Origin of the sequence: Actinomadura xylanilytica (genome assembly GCF_030283145.1) — a bacterium.
GTDB classification, from domain to species: Bacteria; Actinomycetota; Actinomycetes; order Streptosporangiales; family Streptosporangiaceae; genus Spirillospora; species Spirillospora xylanilytica.
The window spans coordinates 234,101-251,610 of sequence record NZ_JASNWE010000001.1 but is presented as its reverse complement, the minus strand read 5'-3'; the positions used below and the strand labels follow the sequence as shown (position 1 = coordinate 251,610).

Sequence of the window (17,510 nt, the reverse complement as noted above, 5' to 3'; positions counted from 1 at the left end):
GCCAGACCTGTGCTTCGAGACCCCGGTCGAATCGGAGGTAATTGGGCCTTCGGCAAAACAAGCGGGCGTAGCAGTGCGTAGCGCTTGCTGCAATCGACACGTCCACATCGACGCGACGGGCCCCACCATCAGCGCACCGAACGACCACATCCGGCTTTACAAACGGATCTTCAGGCCGGATATCGACGATCTTGCTTTTGTTGGCTTCGCCCAGCTCATGCCCGCTGGTCGAGTATCAGGCCCGCCTGGTCGCGGCGTACCGCGCGGGGTTCTGCGGGCTTCCGCCGACCGAGGAGTTGGAGACGATGATCACCGCCGACGAACGGCGGTTCACCGCGCACAGGGTGGACTCGCCGCGTCACACCCGACGGGGGGACTACTTCGTCTACGAGCACGAGCTGCGCACGAAGGAGCCGCCGTGCGGGAGGTACCGCGCGGCCAGGCCCGGGGCGCCGGTCCTGGTGGGCCGGGTCTGATGGTCGCCGCGGACCGGGCGGACAGGCTCGACCGGAGGCCACCAGGCCGCGGGGAGCAGCGGCGTGAGGCGCTGCTGGCCTCGTTGAAGGAGCACCTCCAGGAGAACGGTCTGGAGGCGGTCAACATCGCGGACATCGCCCGCCGAGCAGGTGTGACCAGGTCCGCCTTCTACTTCTACTTCGAGAACAAGGTCCACGCTGTGGCCTCGCTGGCGGGGGAGCTGTACGACGACATCCAGTCCGCCGCGGCCGTGCTCGTGGGCCGGGAGGGCAGCCCCGAGTGGCGTATCGAGACCGTGATCCGCCGCCTCTTCGAGGCGGTGGACGAGCACCGCCACATCTATCGGGCCGTACTGGAGACGCGCGCGATCGACGAGACGGTCAGAAGCCTCTGGGGGGCGGACCGGCAGTCCTTCGTGGAGCCGGTGGCGAACATGATCCGGGCCGAGCGTGAGGCCGGCAACGCCCCGGAAGGAGCGGACGCCACTGCACTGGCCATCGTGTTGCTCGACCTCAATGACCGAGCGTTGGAGCATGTCGTCCTTGGTGGCCGGCTCTCCAGGGAACAGCACATCCAAGCGCTGACGACGGTCTGGCTGCGCACGATCTACGGCACCGTCCCGAACGATGCCGCAGGCACCACACCCGCGGAGCCGCCCGATGACCCTTGAGACGATCAGGTTCGGGGCGAGCGGTGTCGACTGGGCCGAGCCGGCGCGATCGGATCGGGGCAGCGTTCACCGTCGAACTCGGCTCGCACCGTCCCACCAAAGGACGCCGCGGGGGGCGCCTGCCCGGTGTCGTTTTAGATCGCGGACTCCGACCGGAGCGCACCGTCGTATGCCGCCCTCAGACACCCATGACCCGGTCAGGACGCGCTTGCCCCGGGGCACCGCGTACACGGCCCGTGGCTGACCCGAACAAGAGCAGGATGGCAAACCGAGGAGGACACATGAAGTACGACGTCGTGGTGCGGGGCGGCCGATGGTTCGACGGGACGGGAGCCCCCTCCGCGGTGCGCCACGTGGGTATCGTCGCCGGCAAGGTCGGCACGGTCAGCTCGGAGCCGCTGGACGAGGACGGCTGCCCGCGGGTGATCGACGCCTCCGGACAGTGGGTCCTGCCCGGGCTCGTGGACATCCACACCCACTACGACGCCGAGATCCTCGCCGCTCCGGAACTGAGCGAGAGCCTGCGGCACGGGGTGACGACCGTCCTGCTCGGCTCCTGCTCGCTCTCCACGGTCCACGTCACCCCCGAGGACGCGGGGGACCTGTTCGGACGCGTCGAGGCCATCCCGCGCCGGCATGTCATCGACATGCTCTCCAGGCGACGGTCCTGGTCGAACGCCGCGGAGTACGCCGAGGCGCTGGAGGAGCTACCGCTGGGACCCAACGTCGCGGCCTTCATCGGGCACTCCGACATCCGCGCCGCGGTGATGGGTCTGGCCCGCGCGACCCGGCACGACGTGCGGCCCCTTCCCGCAGAACTCGGGCGCATGGTGGAGATGCTCCGAGAAGCACTGGACGCAGGCTTCGTGGGGATGTCGGCACAACGGCTGCTGTTCGACAAACTCGACGGGGAACGGTGCCGGTCGCGAACCCTGCCCTCCACCTACGCCAAGAGCAACGAGATGCGCCGGCTCACACGGCTGTTGCGGGCCCGGGGCCGCATCCTGCAGGCTGCGCCGGACGTGGGGTCGCCCAGCGACATCGGACGATTCCTGCTCGGCAGCATCGGAACCGTACGCAAACCGCTCAAGACGAGTCTGCTGTCCGCTGCGGACGTCAAGTCGAACCCCGCGGTCATCCACCTCATGCCGCCGGCGGCCAGCGCGGTGAACCTCCTCGGCGGTGACTTCCGCTGGCAACACCTGCCGGTGCCGTTCGAGGTGTACGCCGACGGCATCGACCTGGTGATCTTCGAGGAGCTGGGCGCCGGCGCCGCCGCGCTGCACCTGCGGGAGCAGGCCGAACGCGACGAGTTGCTCCGCGACCCCGGCTACCGCCAGTGGTTCAAGCGCGACTATGCCAAGCGGTTCACCCCCCGGGTCTGGCATCGGGACCTGAACGATGCCGAGATCGTCGCCTGCCCCGACCCCTCGCTGGTCGGCAAGTCCTTCGGACAGGTCGCGGTGGAACGCGGTGACCAGCACCCGGTCGACGCCTACCTGGACCTCGTCCTGGAGCATGGCACCTCGATCCGCTGGCGCACCACGATCTCCAACCACCGGCCCGAGCGTCTGGACAAGGTGGCGGCACACTCGGGGGTTCAGATCGGTTTCTCGGACGCGGGTGCCCATCTGCGCAACATGGCGTTCTACAACGTCGGTCTGCGCTTCCTGCGCCGCGTCCACGACGCCGAGCAGGCGGGCCGCCCCTTCATGGCCCTCGAACACGCCGTCCACCGGCTGACCGGGGAACTGGCCGACTGGTTCGCCCTGGACGCAGGCCGGCTGCGCCAAGGAGACCGCGCCGACCTGGTCGTCATCGACCCTGCCCGCCTGGACGACTCCCTCGACGCCTACGCCGAGGACCCGTTCGAACCGTTCGGGAACCTGTCGCGGATGGTCAACCGCAACGACCATGCCGTGACCGCGGTCCTGGTCGCCGGACAGTACGCTTTCGGCCAGGGCACCGCGGCAGGCGGCCTCGGCCAGCGTCGCACCGGCCGCTTTCTTCGCGCCGGCGAGGCGAGGGGCCGGGTCGACCCGGCCACCGTCGCGTAGGCAGAGGATCCGGCCGGGTATCAACCCCCTGAATGATGATCGTTCACATCATCCTGGACAGATCACGCGATCGACTGTGAACATGCAGGTGAGAACGGCGTCTCGTCGGCCACCATCAGGTACAACAAGGTGGTGCTCAGCGCGATCTTCACGACCGCGCTCAACGACCAGGTCAGCTACCTCCATCCCGGCAAGGGCGTGCGGACTCCCACCGTCCCGGAGAAGCCGCTGGACATCATCACCCCCGAGCAGTTCGATCAGCTCTACCGAGCGCTCCCCGGCGCCGATTCCAAGCTGCTGGTGGAGAGCGACATCGAAGCCGGCCTGCGGTGAGGCGACCTCACCGAGCTGCGGCCATGTGAAGTTCCTCGGCCTGGGCCAGTGCCAGGCGATTGACGGCTGTCTTGACCAGGTCGTAGGCCAGGTTCCCGCGGTAGTGGGTGCCGTCGCCGCCGGTCACCTCACCGAGGCGGACCGGCGTTACCCCACGAGTCCGGGGCCGACGGCGGGCTTCGGTGCACCATCAGACTGGTGCGCTCTGGTTCACGAGTGCCACGTCCCACAGCCGCACGGTGTGGTCGGCGCTTGCGCTGACGAGGGTCCTGCCGTCGGGACTGAACGCCAGCGCCTCGACGGTGTTGGTGTGGCCGGTGAGGGGCCGGGTGAGGGGCCTTCGGGCGGCCACATCCCACAGCCGCACCGTTTCGTCATCGCTCGCGGTGGCCAAGACCTTGCCATTGGAGCTGAAGGCCACCGCGCCGGCGGCGCCTCTGTCCACGAGGGGGTCACCGATGGGCTTGCGGGTGCGCGTGTTCCACAGCCGCGCCGCCTGGAAGTGGCTTGCGGTGGCCAAGATCTTGCCGTCCGGGTGGAACGCCACCGCACCGACACCGTGGCTGTCGCCCTTGAGCGGCTGGTAGACGGGCCTACGGATCGCCACGTCCCACATCATCACCTGGGTGCTCGCGGCGACCAAGGTCTTGCCGTCCGGGCTGAACGCCAATGCGCCGACGCCGTTGCTGTGCACGAGGGGCACGTCGTGGTGCTTGCGGGTGTCCAGATTCCACAGCCACACCGTCCCGTCGCCGTCTCCGGTGGCCAAGGTCTTGCCGTCGGGGCCGAACGCCACCGACCAGACGGAATCGAAGTGGTCGGGGAGGGGCTTGCCGAGAGGGGCGCGGGTGACCATGTCCCAAAGCCGCACCGTCTTGTCGTCGCCCCCGGTGGCCAGGATCTTGCCGTCGGGGCTGAACGCCAGCGCGCGAACGGCGCCGCTGTGGCCGGTGAGGGCCTGGTGGTGGGGCGTGCGGGTGGCCACGTCCCAGAGCCGTACCGTCTGGTCATCGCTCGCGGTGGCCAGAGTCCTGCCGTCCGGGCTGAAGGCCACCCCGCTGACTGGCCCGCTGTGACCGGTGAGGGGACGACCGAGAGAGGCTGGGCCAGCGGGGGCGGGAGTGTGGTTCCCGCGGGGCCGTTCAGCCCGCCGGTCGCGAGTGAGGAGGTAGCCGACGGGGACGGCCAGCGCGAGAGCGGCGGTGCTCGTCGTGACCAGGAAGGCGCGGCGCGAGGGCTGGGGGAAAGGTGTTACGAGGGCGAGGCTCGCCAGGTCTGGTGCGGTGCCGGCTGATGCAGCGGCAACTGGTTGCGGGGTGGCCGGTTGCGGCGCGGCCAATGCGGCGAGAGCGGTGGCGGCGGCCTCGGCGGTGGGACGCCGCTCGGGATCACGGTTCAGCAGGTCGCGCAGAATGGATGCCAGGCGCTGAGCGCGCTGGGTGGGGGCGGGTTCACCCTGGGAAACGGCCAGAAGCAGCGCCCCGAGGGTGCCGCCGCTAAAGGCGGGACGGCCTTCGACGGCGGCGTACAGGGTGGCGCCCAGGGACCAGATGTCAGAGGCGGAGGTGGCCTGGCGGTCGTTGACCTGTTCAGGCGACAGATAGGCCGGGGTGCCCACCAGGGCGCCGGTGGCAGTGAGGGTGACCTCTCCGGGGACGGCGGCGATCCCGAAGTCGGTGACCACAGCCCGCCGGCCTTCGATCAGGATATTGGCGGGCTTGATGTCCCGGTGCACGATCCCCGCCCGGTGCGCGGCGGCCAGCGCTGCGGCGACCTGCTCGCCGATCCGGGCGGCCCACACCTCGTCCAGCGGACCCTCGTCGCTGATGACGGCGGCCAGGGAACTGCCCTCCACCAGCTCCATCACGATCCAGGGCAGATCGTCCTCATCGTGGAACTGGTCATAAACGGTCACGACGCCGGGGTGCTTGAGCATCCCGATCGACCGCGCCTCCCGCGCCATCCGCGCCACCAGCTGTTCACGCAAGTCGGCGTCCAGGCTCAGGGGGAGCTTGAGCTGCTTGAGCGCCACGTCCCGGCGCATCCGCTCATCGTGCGCGCGCCAGACGGCGCCCATCCCGCCCTCGCCCAGCATCTCCACCAGCCGGTATCGGCCGATCACGACTTTCCCAACACCCTGCATCACAGCCGAACACAACCACATCGATCACATTGTCCGGTACCGTCACGGCCCGATTGTGACCCCGGCGGTGCCCGGAACCGCCAGGTCGCGGTATCAGTTGTCTGGAATCGTCGTCCCGCCCAGACCTGGCGAGCCCTGGGCGGGAGAAGCCGAATACCGGCGGTGACCGGCGTCGGTGAGCTGGGTGCGGAAGGACCGCACGCCCAGTTCGATGCGGCGGGAGCTGGAATCGGATTGGTCTAGGCCCACGAACACTGGGGAGAGCACAGCCGACTGGAAACCGCCGGCGGAACAGAATCCGCCGTAGCCCACGGCGTGAGGTCGAGTTCGGATACCGAAGCGCCATCCTGGCCAGCGTCTCAGCTGTCCAGTAGGGATGCCCGGGTGGGGGGAATCCAAAGGCTTGGAGCTGTTGCGTCTCCCCTCGCGCGATGGGGAGCAGCCGGCGGGCACCTTGGACGGTCGGGCGGCACCCTGACGGATCGCTGGTGCCTACCGGTCGCGGAACGTGCGCGGGAGGCTGAGGGGCGCGGGGGCGCTGGTGGAGCGCTGACCCGTCCGGCCGGGTCGTCGGTCGGGCCGGAGGAGCGGGGCCATCGTTTGGATCCTTCAGTCAGGCGAGTTCGGTGGCTTGGCGGGCTCGGGTCTGGGCCATCCGGAAAGAATCATTGCCGGTGTCGATGATCGTGGCGTTGAAGGTGAGACGGTCGACGATGGCGCCGCAGAGACGGGGGTCGGTAAAGGTGTTGGTCCAGCCGCCGAAGCTCTCGTTGGAGGCGATCGCGACGCTGGCCCTCTCCGCGCGTTCGGTGAGTACCTGGAAGAGCAGGTCGGCGCCGCGTTTGTCGAGCTCCATGTAGCCCAGCTCCCCGATGCAGGGCAGGTCGACGCGGCCGTAGCGGGTGATGGTCTGTTGAGCTGGGGTTCGTCGGCGGCCTCGACCCGTTCGTTGACCAGCTTGGCGGCCAGCACGTACTTGACCCGGAAGCCGACCATGGCGGCCTCGGTGCCCAGCGCGATAAGCAGGTGGGACTTGCCGGTGCCCGAGTCACCGATCAGGCAGAGCGGATGCCCATGCCTGATCCATTCGCATTTGGCCAGGGTGTAAACGGCGGCGGGCAGGATGTTGGGGTTGGCCCCAGCCTTGTAGGCCGCGGTGAACGAGCGGCGCTTGGGCCTGGCCGGCCGCTCGCTCTGGCTGCTCATCGGTCACCCGCCATCTTGTCGCTCAGTCATGGCGGCCTGGTCCGCGAGGATCGTCGTCGACCGTGTCGATCGTCCTGTCTCGCCCTGCTTGATAAGAGGGGGCGGATGTCCATGGTGGGTGCCGGGGTGCCGGGGTGCCGACAGGGAGGTGACCTCCGCCTCGGTGCCCCCGGAAGTCACCGCCGGAGTGGACCCGCTGCGCGGTGGTGGGTGATGTGTGACCAGACACATCAATTTGCCTGGTCACATACCCCAGGGGGTATGTTGTGGGTGATTAGGGGGAAGCATGCAGATGAATCAGGAGCTGGCCGGTGATGCGCTGGTGCGGCTGCGCCGGGCCCAGGGCCAGCTCGGTGGCGTGGTCGCGATGATCGAGGCGGGCGAGGACTGCACCAAGGTGCTCACCCAGCTGGCGGCGGTCTCCAAGGCCCTGGACCGGGCCGGGTTCAAGCTCGTGGCCAGCGGGCTGCAGCACTGCCAGGCCGCCCAGCAGCGCGGCGAGGAGCCGCCGATGGACATCGCCGACCTGGAACGCCTGTTCCTGGCCCTGTCCTGACCTCGCGGTCGTGACCCTTCCGGGGCGGGTCCGAGGGCCCGGTCCCGGCGCTCACACCTGATCTGACACCTCCGCCACCGCCAAGCCCTGCCGGGGCTACCGGCCAGGGCGGAGCCATGACCGGCACATACCCCCCCGGGTATTGAGGAAAGGTGAATCATGGAGATCGTTTCGTTCCGGACCCCAGGGCTGGGGGACCAGAGCTACCTGCTGATCCACCAGGGGCAGGGGGTGCTGGTCGACCCGCAGCGCGACATCGACCGGTTCCTGGAGGCCGCGGCCCAGCGCGATGTCGAGCTGCGGTTCGTGGCCGAGACCCACCTGCACAACGACTACGTCTCCGGTGGCCCGCAGGCCGCGCTGCGCAGCGGCGCCGAGCTCGTGCTGCCCGCCGCCGCGGCCCCCGCCTACCGGCACACCCCGGCCTTCCACCTGGAGGACATCTCCGGCGGGCGAGGACTGTCGCTGCGCCCGATCCACACCCCCGGCCACACGCCCGAGCACACCTCCTACCTGGTGCTGATCGAGGGCGAGCCGGCCGCGGTGTTCTCCGGCGGCAGCCTGCTGGTGTCCTCAGCCGGGCGGCCCGACCTGCTCGGGCCCGAACGCGCCCGTACTCTGGCCCGGCACCAGCACCGCTCACTGCGCCGCCTGGCCGGGCTCCCCGGTCATGTGGAGCTGCTGCCCACCCATGGCCAGGGGTCGTTCTGCACCTCCAGCGGCGCGGGACGCTACACCTCCACCATCGCCGCCGAGAACACCGGCAATCCGCTGCTGGCCATAGACGACGCCGAACAGTTCGCCGACCGGCTGCTGGCCGAGCCGATGCCGATCCCCGCCTTCTACCAGCACATGGGACCGGCCAACACCCTGGGCGCACCGCCCCAGCCCGCCGCCGCCCCACCGCTGATCGGCCCCGGCCAGGCGCCCGATGGCGCGCACCTGGTCGACATCCGCCCCCGGGCCGAGCAGGCCGCCGGGATGCTGCCCGGCTCGCTCGGTATCGAGCTGGCCGACGACTTCGGCAGCTGGGCGGGCTGGCTGCTGCCCTATCAGGCACCGATCATCCTCGTCGCCGGGACCGGCGCTGACACCGAGGGCGAGGCAGATGAGACCGCGCCCGGTGCGCAGGTACGCCAGGCGGTCACCCAGCTCGCCCAGATCGGCATCGACAGCGTCCAGGGCGTCATCAACGATCCCGGGCCGGCCGCGACCAAGGGGTTCGAACTGCTGGAACTGTCCGAGTTCGCCGCCCGGCTCGCCGAGCCCGCCGCCCAACTACTGGATGTGCGGATGCCCAGCGAGCAGCGCGCCACCCCCTACCCCGGCGCGGTCCACCGCTTCCTGCCCGACCTGGTCACCAACGGCATTCCCGCCGGACTCGACCCCGCCCGGCCCGTGCTGGTGGCCTGCGGTTCGGGCCGCCGCGCCGCCATCGCCGCCAGCCTGCTGCTGCGAGCCGGCTACAGGCCGATCGTGCTGACCGGCGCCGGCGTGGCCGACCTGCGGTCCACCGCGGCAGCCACCTGACCAAAATCTTGAATCTTGACCACCTCTCACGCGAAGGACCCCTTTGATGACCTCCACTCCCAACCTCGATGTATCCGCCGCACAGGCCCTCCTGCACGGCGACCCCGCCATTCAGGTCGTGGACGTCCGCACCCCCGCCGAATACGCCGCCGTTCACATCCCCGGCGCCCTCAACCTGTCCCTGGACCAGATCGAGACCCACCCGCAGCGCATCACCGCTGCCGCGGCCGGCCCGATCCTGCTGGTGTGCCAGACCGGCGGCCGCGCCACCCGCGCATACGGCGTCCTCACCGGCGCCGGACTGGACCAGGCGCAGATCCTGGCCGGCGGAATGAACGCCTGGACCGCCGCGGCCGGCCCCACCACCCGCCTCGACGGCAGGCCGCGGTGGGGACTTGAGCGCCAGGTCCGCCTGGTCGCCGGCGGCATCGTCGCGTCCTCCATCGCCGCCAGCCTCCGCTGGCCACGGGCCCGTTTCCTGGCCGGTGCGATCGGCGCCGGGCTGGCCTTCGCCGCCGTCACCGACACCTGTGCCATGGGCATGGCACTGGCCAAACTCCCCTACAACCGCGGCCCGCGCTTCGACCTCGACCACTCCCTGGCCAAGCTCCGCTCCCGCGGTACCGGCGGTGAGAGCCAGGAGCGGGCATGACCCTCGCCCTGGTGCTCGCGGGCGCGCTCATCGTCGGTGCCACCCTGGGCCTGCTGGGCGCCGGCGGATCGGTCCTGGCCGTACCGGTGCTGGTCTACGGGGCCGGGCAGCCGATGACGGTGGCCATTCCTACCGCGCTGGTTGTGGTCACCGTCTCCAGCCTCGGCGCCCTGGTCCCACGGCTCGGAAAAGGACAGGTGCGCTGGCCCGTCACCGTGGTCTTCGCCACCGGTGGCGTGCCGGCGGCACTGGCCGGTGCGGCAGTGGGCCGCGGCCTACCCGACCGGCTACTGCTTCCGGCCTTCGCACTGGTCATGATCGTCATCGCCATGCGGATGCTTCGCGGCGGCGAGAGCACCGGCGGCGCCTGCCGGGCCACCGGCGGCCGTGTCAACCGCCGCCGCTGCCTGCCCCGCGCCCTGGCCACCGGAGCCGGTATCGGACTGCTGACCGGACTGCTGGGCGTCGGCGGCGGCTTCGCCGTCGTCCCCGCCCTCACCCTGCTCCTGGGCCTGCCCGCCGCCGAAGCGGTCGCCACCTCCCTGGTCATCATCGTCATCAACTCCATCGCCGCCTTCGCTGGGCATGCCGGCACCGCCGCGGAGTTGGACTGGACGATCATGCTCGCCTTCGCCGGCGCGGCGCTGCTCGCCTCCCTGGCCGCAGGCAAGCTCGCCGGACGACTGGACGCCGACCGGGTGCGGCGCTGGTTCGCCTGGACCATCCTGATCCTGGCCCCCATCACCGCCGCCGGCGCCTTCACCTGACCCACGTCCCGACGCACGACCACGAGCACCCCGCGCTCCGGGCACAGCCTTCCGGAATGAGCACCGCGGCTCGGTGCGGTCGGACGAACTGCGACTACGGAGGATCACGTTGAAGGCGGACGGCGATCACGTGGAATTGTCGTGAGCTCAGTCGCGGGCGTCAGTGGCGCCCGCGATCGACGGCAGCCTGATCTCGAGTTCCACATCCAGCTTGAACTCGCCAGCTTCTCGCCGCCCATAAGTCTGGAGACACGATCGTGCAACCATGAAGTACACCGATCTCGCCGAACTCCCACCGTCGTCAGCATCATGACGGCGGCCAGAGCACTGGGCCTCTCCCGAACATGCGCCTACGACCTCGCCAAGCGAAACAAATTTCCCTGCCGTGTCATCCGAATCGGCACCGTCTATCGCGTTCCAACAGCCGGACTTCTGAACCTGCTCGAGGCGAACCAGGTGCGTAGCCAGATCTCCTGAGCACCTGGGCAGGCCATGTCACCGAGAGGGGCCGTGTGCCACGCACGGCCCCTCGACGGCCGCCATCCTTGCGTACGTTTTCGCGCGCCCTGGATGGCTTCGAGAAGCTCTGCGTCGTGCATGTGGTCTCGTCATCGCCCCCGCGCTGATCGCCTGCGACAACAGCAATGTTGGCTGCTGACGCTGATCGGGCGTTGTCCGGCTTGCTCTGGACGGGCGAGGTGGCGGCGCTTTGGACCCGGGTCCCTGTGGGGTGAGCGCAGTTGAGCGTGTGGCTCTGGCTGAGGGGCAAGTCAGCATTGGGGGCTGTGAGCGCCGGGATCGGCGGTTGTGCTGGCTTGTGTTGAAAGTGGCCGGTTGGTGGTGGCGTGGCGTGATTCGGTGGGGCGCGTAGCGGGGTGCCCGGTCCTGGGAGCTGGAACACATGGCGGGTGGATCTTGGGCCTGTCGATGTCGTGGCGTCCGGTGTGAACCTTCTGGCGGCCGGGTGGCGGGGGTTCGTCCACTAACGAACGACTAACGAACAAGCGAAAGGCCAGCTCCCCGTGATGGAGAATTGGCCTTTGACCTGCGCTTACCCGGTCGGGACGGCGGGATTTGAACCCACGCCCCCTTGGCCCCCAGGACTGCGGGGGAAATGGTATGTGCACCTCAAAGCAACTCTCGAACGTGTGTGTGAAGTGCTGTGACCAGGGTTGTGTTCGCCGCGACGCATCGCGTGTGGTCCCCGTGTGGTCCTCAAGGTGGACGGTTCGATTTGCGTTGGGGCGCGCCCGTAGCCTGGATGTGGCAGACGGGCGATACCCGCCTGCCTGCATCGGCTAGCTTCGAGCCAGGCCTCAAATTCCGGCCTGCGAGCCAGCTGCGCGTGCGGGCCGAATTATTGACCGCTAAGATTGTCTAGTATCTGTGATGATCTGATTAATCAGAGAGTCGGATACTGTTTGAAAAACGGGTTTCACTTCAACGCTCCAGACGAAGGTGCCCTTGATTCCAGATATATAGGTGCGTTCGTCATAGATTATTTTTTCGAATTTCTTTGTCTCGCGCGAAAGCTCGATTATATTGCCGACATCTACGTCGACAAGATGGTTCAAGTTGGAAGCCAAATCGACATTAGGCATTTCCACCCACGAGAGTGCCGCGAGTGCCAGATTTTGACCTCCTTCTCCGATTTGCATGTATGCCCGTGCCAGGTACTTGCATGGGTTGGATCGGAAGTATTCATGCATCTCACCTTCTGAATGTCTCGCGCAGTCACTGTCGAATCGCACTGAGAGTTTCGTCCTGAGGTGGTGTGTTGTCAATGCGGCTTCGGCTCGATTGAAGTTATTCCTAGCCGCTACTGATAGTGCATTGGTGGGTGTCTGAGCCTGGGACCCTTTTGTTGATTTCGACGATAGATACTTGACTGTGAAGCCCAAACTTGGGACTGCCACGACCAGTGCGACGATGATAATAGCAAGGCGCAATACGATGTCGTCGCCATCGCCTGGCCCGGGGACGTTTGATTGCCGGCCTGGGTTCCTTCTTCGGTAGCCCCTAACCCATTTCCCGTCTCGGAAATGTGGGCGCACATTGTGCGACATTCGCCGCTCCCGGTGTCCCTGCTAGCTGAGTCCTTAGATGATTCACTAGGTGCCTATCACGGCGTAGGGCAGGATCGACACTGTCCCTGGCGTGCAAGGTTGTACTCTGACCACAAGAGGCTAATCCCTTGCTGGGGGCGCTTCGCCTGCTGGTGTCGCCTCGCCGAAGGGAGAGAGCCTGGAGGTGATCAAGGTGAACGGTCTCGGACTAACTTGGGGGCGGGGTGCCGTAGCCATGATCGGCGAGCGGGCTTAGTCGGGCCTCTCACCTGGTGATGGGCAACCCGCGTGCTCGCTGGCGTACTTCAGCACGCAGCGCCGCGAGCTGAGTATGGAAGGCGTTGTGACGGTTCTGGTCGAGATTCAGCGGCAGGTTCAGCTGTGTCATCTGTGCTGACTCGACTGTTTATGGCTCGGGGTGCTTGATCCAGCAGACCTGGGCGTGTTCGTGCATCCACTCCGTGAGAGTGGCTTCTCCCATCTGGGCGAAGGTTAGTCGCGTACCGCTTCCGACTCGCCGCAGTTCCAGCCCCAGCAGGCATCCGAGCGAGAGCCGGAGTGTGGATCCGTAGGCATTGCCGCGGTAGTGGTAACGGATGCGCCTGCGAAGGTGTTGAGAGCTAGGTCGCGTGGGGGAGTTGACGCCTTTCGCACATGTTTTGCCTAAAGTTCTGCCCGGAATGCCTGGAGGCGTCGGCGGAGCACATCATCGCGTTCGCTTAGTTTGCAGTACTCTTTATAAGCCTTTTGGAATATTTCTAGGCATACGATCCCTCTGGAGTCGTGCAGCGAGATTAGTTCGTACACGAACGCGGGCAGCTCGGCCATCGCGGCGGGCGTCCGGGCGCGCTCCTCAACGCGACGCGTGATCATCGGTTTGCGACCTCCGGGTGTCAGGTGAGCGGAGCTCGTACCCGGCAGTCAGGTAGTGGACGGGGGCAACGGCGATGGTCACCTTGACCGCCCGTCCTTCGGCTGTCACGCCCACGTGCGTGATCTCGATGACGGTCCGCTCAGGGCCGATCTCCAGCGCGTTCGCCTTCGCGTCAGTGGGCACGCGGCTCGGGATGATCTGCTCACGAGCCGAGACCTGCGGATAGCCCAGTTCGCTGAGGGCGCCGTAAAGCTGACGGTCGCGACGCGGAGCCCAGCGCGGGTTTGATCGACTCGCAGTCCGTCCGCACCGCCGATACCGTCCCCGCTGCCACCAGGGGCTTCGACGCGGGTAAGAAGGTGAAGGGCCGCAAGAGGTTCATGGTCACCGACACCCTCGGCCTGCTCTTGGCCGTCCACGTCGTCGCGGCGAGCATCCAGGACCGCGACGGCGCGAAGCGGCCGTTGCTGTGGACCAGGCTCGACCACCCCGGGGTCCGGAAGGTCTGGGCCGACCAGGGCTTCGCCGGCCGTCTGGTCGACTGGACCGCCCAGATCCTCGGCCGTGAGCTGGAGATCGTCCGCAAGGATCCTGACCAGCGCGGCTTCCAGGTCCTGCCCAAGCGGTGGGCGGTGGAGCGCACCTTCTCGTGACTTACCGCCCACCGGCGCCTCGCCAGGGACTATGAGACCAGCCCCGCCCACTCGGAGACGATGATCCGCTGGGCGATGATCGGCATCATGGTCCGCCGCCTCACCCGAGGCCGACCGGCAACCAGACCAGGCCCACGATCACTCTCTCGCACTGAGGCCTGTGACCGCCGTGCAGCCGAGAGCTCTCCGCTCACCTCATGAACGCAATCACCAGAGGGGCCGACTCTGGCGCGATGTGGTCGCAGGTCGGGGAGTCGACGTGGCAATGATCGCTTGCATCTGCCTCGGAGGCGAAGTCTTCGATGTTGTCGGCGAGGAGGTTGAGAGCTTCCCGCCCTCCCTGGATCCTCAGGATCCTGTCCTCCGTGACGATCGAAGCGGTGTCGCGCTCCGGATCCTCCCGGAACGCGATCTCGGACAGCGACCTTTCGTAGGGAGAGGGGTGCCGGTTCTCCGAGAGATCACAGCTTCCAGCCTTCCCCCGCAGCAGCTGCCCGAACGCCAGGAGCCCTCGACGCGTCCCGGAGAGCTCAAGCTCCCTGGTTTCCCCGCTGTACAGAACCTGCAACATCACATGCCCTCCTACCTGCCGATCCTACTGATCACCAAGGCGGATCGCCCTGCCAGTCCTACGGCTTCACAGCAGATCTCAAACGCGGTCTGAGTGACAGCGGAGTGCCGATCGAGAACATCGCCGATCTGTGCGGGCACTCCGGGACGGCGGTCACCGAAGAGGTCTACCGGCACCAGCTCAGGCCGGTGATCACCAAGGGCGCCGAGGCGATCAACACCGTGTTCGGCGCGAGCAAGGCCGAGCCGACGAAGAGGAAGACCCAGAAGTCCGCGACAGTCGCGTGACGGTGGCTCCCCGTTCGGCTCCCCATCGACTTCCAAGATCGAAAAAGGGCTCCGGAATGATCTCCGAAGCCCTTCTGACCTGCGCTTACCCGGTCGGGACGGCGGGATTTGAACCCACGACCCCTTGACCCCCAGTGGATTATGGGCGTTCACTTCACCCTCGACAGACTCTGGTGATCAATGCAAAGATGCAGGTCAGAGGCATAGTCTGTGTGATGTGAGGTGGTGTTGGATGCCACCTAGTGAGGCGGAGTCCACTAACGAGCCACTAACAAACGATCACTCGGGGGAGTGGTGATGGGCTACTCGTTCAAGCGGGTGAACGGCAAGGGGAAGCCTCGCTACACGGCCTGCTACGAAGACCTCAAGGGGCGGATCGCGTCGGCGGGCACCTTCTCGTCCAAGAAGGAGGCCGACAAGGCCTGGCAGCGAGCCGAGGCGGAGGCCGGCAAGGGGAGGGATCTGAACCTCAAGCGAGGCCGGCAGACCTTCAGGAAGTACGTCGAGGAGACGTGGCTGCCTAACCACGAGGTCGAACCCACAACGATGCAGAGCTATCACTACTCGATCTACAAGCACGTCATGCCCGAGTTCGGGTCGATGCGGATGATGGACATCCTTCCCGAACACATCCGAGTATGGATCAAGTGCATGAAGCAGGCCGGGGTCTCCCCGGCGACCATCAGGTACAACAAGGTGGTGCTCAGCGCGATCTTCTCCACGGCGCTGAACGATCAGGTCACGTACATCCATCCGTGCAAGGGCGTCCGGACGCCTACCGTTCCGGTCAAGCCGCTGGAGATCATCAATCCGGACCAGTTCGACGAGCTGTACCGAGCGCTGCCAGACGCGGACGCCAAGCTCCTTGTCGAGACCGCCATCGAGACCGGTCTGCGCTGGGGCGAGCTCACCGAGTTGCGGGCGGGAGACCTCAAGGTCAAGGCCCGGATCCTGACCGTCAGCAGGGTCGTGGTGGAACTCAATCCCAAGTTCCACCCCGAGGGCCGACGCTTCCTGGTCAAGGACTACCCCAAGGACAAGGAGTGGAGGCGCTTCAAGCTCAGCACGCAGATCGCCGACAAACTTCAGGAGCACTTCGACTCAGCAAAACTAGGCCGGGACGATCTTCTATTCGTCTACCGGCCCGACACCCCCTCCAAGCGTCACCCCTACATCGACGCCGTCACAGAGACCCTGGGCTGGACCGAAGAGAACGAGAAAGGGCACCGCTACCGTCATGGCACACTCAGCGCCTACAACGCGGCGAAGTGCCGATGCACACATTGCAGGCAGGCCGTAGCCGCCTATCGCGCCCACCGGCGAGCCGGTGGGAAGGACCAGCCCCGCCAGCCCCGCATCAGGGACACCGACGGACACATCCCGGCCAACTGGTTCCGCAACCAGATCTGGAAACCCGCGCTCCAACAAGCCGACCTCGACATCGAAGTCCGCATTCATGACCTCCGCCACGCCCACGCATCATGGCTCCTGGCCGGCGGGGCCGATCTCCAGGTGGTCAAGGAGCGCCTCGGTCACGGCTCGATCTCCACCACCGAGCGATACCTCCACACCCTCGACGACGCCGACGACACGGCCCTCAACGCCTTCAACAAGATCCGCAGTCGTGAACGCTCGAAGAACTGACCTATGGAGCGCTCTGTACGGAGCCTCCTCCTCCTGAGTCTGACCTGGCCAGGGGACGATAGCGGGGTCTGTAAGGCCCGCGCGAGTCGTGGGGAGGCCTGCTCAGGCTCTCCCACCTCCGAAATGGTCGCTGGCGGTGGCCATGCCGACGTGCCGCGGCATGGCCTCACCGTGCTTCACCTTGGCGCTGGCTTTCAGGTGCGGCGTCGTGGCGCCGCGCCGCAGATTACGCAACAAGATCGACGGCAATCTGAGCTTCCCCCGTTTCACGGCCACGTGACCTGAGTTGGCCGTGGAACGGGGGAAACCTCAGACCACCCCCGCTCGCGCGGGGAGAACCATGTAGCGCAACGTCAGGTTCCCTTCCCGGTCGGACCACCCCCGCTCGCGCGGGGAGAACCGGCGTTCATGCTTCTCGGCCACGGCGACACCCGGACCACCCCCGCTCGCGCGGGGAGAACAGCAACACGCCCACGGACGCGTGGTCGCAGAGCGGACCACCCCCGCTCGCGCGGGGAGAACACGATGGCGACAAGGCGCCTCCGATGTCTGCCCTTGGACCACCCCCCGCTCGCGCGGGGAGAACCCCGCCACTTCGGTGGCGCTGCGCTCCCAGGACGGACCGCCCCCGCTCGCGCGGGGAGAACACGTATTTGCCGGTGTCCAGTTCATGATTGACCGGACCACCCCCGCTCGCGCGGGGAGAACGCGGCCGTGGACTGGGCCGCGGCCTACAAGGACGGACCACCCCCGCTCGCGCGGGGAGAACGTTGGCCAAGCTCGACGAGCGGACGTGTCCGGCGGACCACCCCCGCTCGCGCGGGGAGAACCGGCGCCGACGTGACGCCCGTGCTGACCCTGGTGGACCACCCCCGCTCGCGCGGGGAGAACGATGCACTCTTTGAGCCGAGCCAGCGCACCGACGGACCACCCCCGCTCGCGCGGGGAGAACCCGTTGCCCAGAGAACACATGAGGCTGTACAGCGGACCACCCCCGCTCGCGCGGGGAGAACACGCGACCGCG

17 protein-coding genes, 2 pseudogenes and 1 CRISPR repeat array (1 of these 20 cut by a window edge) are annotated in these 17,510 nt (G+C 67.3%); of the genes and pseudogenes, 12 read left to right on the top strand and 7 right to left on the bottom strand.

Translation table 11 applies throughout. The features are described 5' to 3' along the window. The first annotated feature begins 200 nt into the window (after positions 1-200). The 4 genes from QP090_RS01195 to QP090_RS01180 all read left to right on the top strand — a co-directional run bounded on the left by QP090_RS01195 (position 201) and on the right by QP090_RS01180 (position 3,537). On the top strand, positions 201-476 hold the full coding sequence (locus QP090_RS01195) for a hypothetical protein (protein ID WP_285936539.1): 276 nt from the start codon (positions 201-203) through the stop codon (positions 474-476). Further along, positions 476-1,147, top strand: coding sequence for a TetR/AcrR family transcriptional regulator (locus QP090_RS01190; RefSeq protein ID WP_285936538.1), 672 nt, complete (start codon positions 476-478; stop codon positions 1,145-1,147). The genes QP090_RS01195 and QP090_RS01190 overlap by 1 nt, the downstream gene beginning before the upstream one ends. A gap of 281 nt (positions 1,148-1,428) precedes the next feature. Then, on the top strand, positions 1,429-3,204 hold the full coding sequence (locus tag QP090_RS01185) for an N-acyl-D-amino-acid deacylase family protein (protein ID WP_285936537.1): 1,776 nt from the start codon (positions 1,429-1,431) through the stop codon (positions 3,202-3,204). A 132-nt stretch (positions 3,205-3,336) separates the two neighbouring features. Further along, positions 3,337-3,537 (top strand): hypothetical protein, encoded by a 201-nt coding sequence (locus QP090_RS01180; protein WP_285936536.1) that lies wholly within the window; start codon positions 3,337-3,339, stop codon positions 3,535-3,537. Positions 3,538-3,727: 190 nt separating this feature from the next. Here QP090_RS01180 and QP090_RS01175 read toward each other — a convergent pair whose 3' ends face one another. Beyond that, positions 3,728-5,659, bottom strand: coding sequence for a WD40 repeat domain-containing serine/threonine protein kinase (locus QP090_RS01175; RefSeq protein ID WP_285936535.1), 1,932 nt, complete (start codon positions 5,657-5,659; stop codon positions 3,728-3,730). Positions 5,660-6,293: 634 nt separating this feature from the next. Further along, positions 6,294-6,886, bottom strand: a pseudogene (locus QP090_RS01170) (ATP-binding protein). Positions 6,887-7,172: 286 nt separating this feature from the next. Between QP090_RS01170 and QP090_RS01165 the strand changes: the two are divergent. The 5 genes from QP090_RS01165 (at position 7,173) to QP090_RS01145 (ending at position 10,868) form a co-directional block, all read left to right on the top strand. Beyond that, positions 7,173-7,442, top strand: coding sequence for a metal-sensitive transcriptional regulator (locus QP090_RS01165; RefSeq protein WP_285936534.1), 270 nt, complete (start codon positions 7,173-7,175; stop codon positions 7,440-7,442). Positions 7,443-7,601: 159 nt separating this feature from the next. Then, a complete protein-coding gene (locus QP090_RS01160) occupies positions 7,602-8,972 on the top strand; it encodes an MBL fold metallo-hydrolase (protein ID WP_285936533.1) in 1,371 nt (456 codons plus the stop codon). 46 nt (positions 8,973-9,018) lie between these two features. Further along, on the top strand, positions 9,019-9,624 hold the full coding sequence (locus QP090_RS01155) for a rhodanese-like domain-containing protein (RefSeq protein ID WP_285936532.1): 606 nt from the start codon (positions 9,019-9,021) through the stop codon (positions 9,622-9,624). Continuing rightward, a complete protein-coding gene (locus QP090_RS01150; RefSeq protein ID WP_285936531.1) occupies positions 9,621-10,391 on the top strand; it encodes a sulfite exporter TauE/SafE family protein in 771 nt (256 codons plus the stop codon). The genes QP090_RS01155 and QP090_RS01150 overlap by 4 nt, the downstream gene beginning before the upstream one ends. A 141-nt stretch (positions 10,392-10,532) precedes the next feature. Further along, entirely contained in the window at positions 10,533-10,868 is a 336-nt protein-coding gene (locus QP090_RS01145) for a helix-turn-helix domain-containing protein (RefSeq protein ID WP_285936530.1), read from the top strand. Between the two features lie 890 nt (positions 10,869-11,758). Here QP090_RS01145 and QP090_RS01140 read toward each other — a convergent pair. The 4 genes from QP090_RS01140 to QP090_RS01130 form a co-directional block, all read right to left on the bottom strand. After that, entirely contained in the window at positions 11,759-12,100 is a 342-nt protein-coding gene (locus QP090_RS01140) for a hypothetical protein (RefSeq protein ID WP_285936529.1), read from the bottom strand. A 622-nt stretch (positions 12,101-12,722) separates the two neighbouring features. Continuing rightward, complete coding sequence (locus QP090_RS01135; protein WP_285936528.1) at positions 12,723-12,845, bottom strand: hypothetical protein; 123 nt, start codon at positions 12,843-12,845, stop codon at positions 12,723-12,725. An 18-nt stretch (positions 12,846-12,863) separates the two neighbouring features. Beyond that, on the bottom strand, positions 12,864-13,139 hold the full coding sequence (locus tag QP090_RS37595) for a GIY-YIG nuclease family protein (RefSeq protein ID WP_432763024.1): 276 nt from the start codon (positions 13,137-13,139) through the stop codon (positions 12,864-12,866). Between the two features lie 171 nt (positions 13,140-13,310). Further along, complete coding sequence (locus QP090_RS01130) at positions 13,311-13,514, bottom strand: hypothetical protein (protein ID WP_329520252.1); 204 nt, start codon at positions 13,512-13,514, stop codon at positions 13,311-13,313. A 62-nt stretch (positions 13,515-13,576) separates the two neighbouring features. Here QP090_RS01130 and QP090_RS01125 point away from each other — a divergent pair. Continuing rightward, positions 13,577-14,185: pseudogene (locus QP090_RS01125) on the top strand (transposase); the annotation flags it as partial. Here QP090_RS01125 and QP090_RS01120 read toward each other — a convergent pair. Next, positions 14,175-14,555 (bottom strand): Imm32 family immunity protein, encoded by a 381-nt coding sequence (locus tag QP090_RS01120; RefSeq protein ID WP_285936527.1) that lies wholly within the window; start codon positions 14,553-14,555, stop codon positions 14,175-14,177. The pseudogene QP090_RS01125 and the gene QP090_RS01120 sit on opposite strands and share 11 nt — an antisense overlap. A gap of 104 nt (positions 14,556-14,659) precedes the next feature. Between QP090_RS01120 and QP090_RS01115 the strand changes: the two genes are divergently transcribed. Together QP090_RS01115 and QP090_RS01110 are read left to right on the top strand one after the other, a co-directional pair. After that, on the top strand, positions 14,660-14,842 hold the full coding sequence (locus tag QP090_RS01115; protein ID WP_285936526.1) for a hypothetical protein: 183 nt from the start codon (positions 14,660-14,662) through the stop codon (positions 14,840-14,842). A 297-nt stretch (positions 14,843-15,139) separates the two neighbouring features. After that, the gene (locus QP090_RS01110; protein ID WP_285936525.1) at positions 15,140-16,486 is read left to right on the top strand and encodes a tyrosine-type recombinase/integrase; all 1,347 of its coding nucleotides are present in this window, start codon (positions 15,140-15,142) and stop codon (positions 16,484-16,486) included. Between the two features lie 310 nt (positions 16,487-16,796). Further along, positions 16,797-17,510: a CRISPR direct-repeat array (repeat unit 29 nt; unit sequence CGGACCACCCCCGCTCGCGCGGGGAGAAC); it runs 906 nt beyond the window's last position.